The organism is Bradyrhizobium sp. Leo170, from assembly GCF_004296405.1.
Classification (GTDB): domain Bacteria; phylum Pseudomonadota; class Alphaproteobacteria; order Rhizobiales; family Xanthobacteraceae; genus Bradyrhizobium.
Genome location: NZ_PSRR01000815.1, coordinates 1 through 728, shown reverse-complemented (window position 1 = coordinate 728; position 728 = coordinate 1). Strand labels below are relative to the sequence as shown.

General features: G+C 62.9%; 1 protein-coding gene. It reads right to left on the bottom strand.

The window, feature by feature from the left end; all coding sequences use genetic code 11:
- A partial coding sequence (locus CWO89_RS44875; RefSeq protein ID WP_130584460.1) for an IS110 family RNA-guided transposase occupies positions 1 to 662 on the bottom strand: 662 nt, incomplete at its 3' end.
- Positions 663 to 728: the final 66 nt, after the last annotated feature.

The following is a 728-nucleotide window of genomic DNA, read 5'->3' as shown; positions in this document are numbered from 1 at the left end:
GGGCCGATCGAAGGGATTTGCGCCAGGCGCCGGCTGAGGGCATTGGCCCGGTGCCAAGCCAACAGCTTGGCCTCGATCTCCTTCAGCTCGGTCCCGAGCCTTGCGTATTCACGCCCCTGTACCACGAACAGCTCACGCGCCAGCTCCGGAAGATTCTCGTCCTGCGCAATCCGCGCCAACAGCGGCTCGATCTTGTCCACCCCCTTGGCTGCGATCAGGCCGAACTCGGCAGCGTAGCCGCGGATCGCATTGCTCAGCTGGGTGCGCCGGGCGATCAGTCCGTCGCGGATCCCCGTCAGCATCAGCGCGGCCTGTTGCTCGGCCGTCTTGACCGGCACAAAGCGCATGCGCGGCCGCCCCATGGCTTCACACAATCCTTCCGCATCCCGCCCGTCGTTCTTGTTCCGCTGCACGTAGGGCTTCACCAGTTGCGGGGCCATCAGCTTCACCTCGTGGCCGAGCTTGGAAAGCTCCCGCGCCCAATATTGCGAAGCCCCGCAAGCCTCCAGCCCGATCACCGTCGGCGGCAACTTGGCGAAATACTCCAGCACCTGCTTGCGCGACAGCCGCTTGCGCAACACCACCTTCTCGGCCGCATCAACCCCATGCAACTGAAAAATATGCTTCGACGTATCCATTCCAATGCGGATAATCTGCGTCACGGACGGCTCCCTCGTTTGAGATTTCGACAACCTCATTCTGGCACAACTGATGCCGTAGGGGGCCGT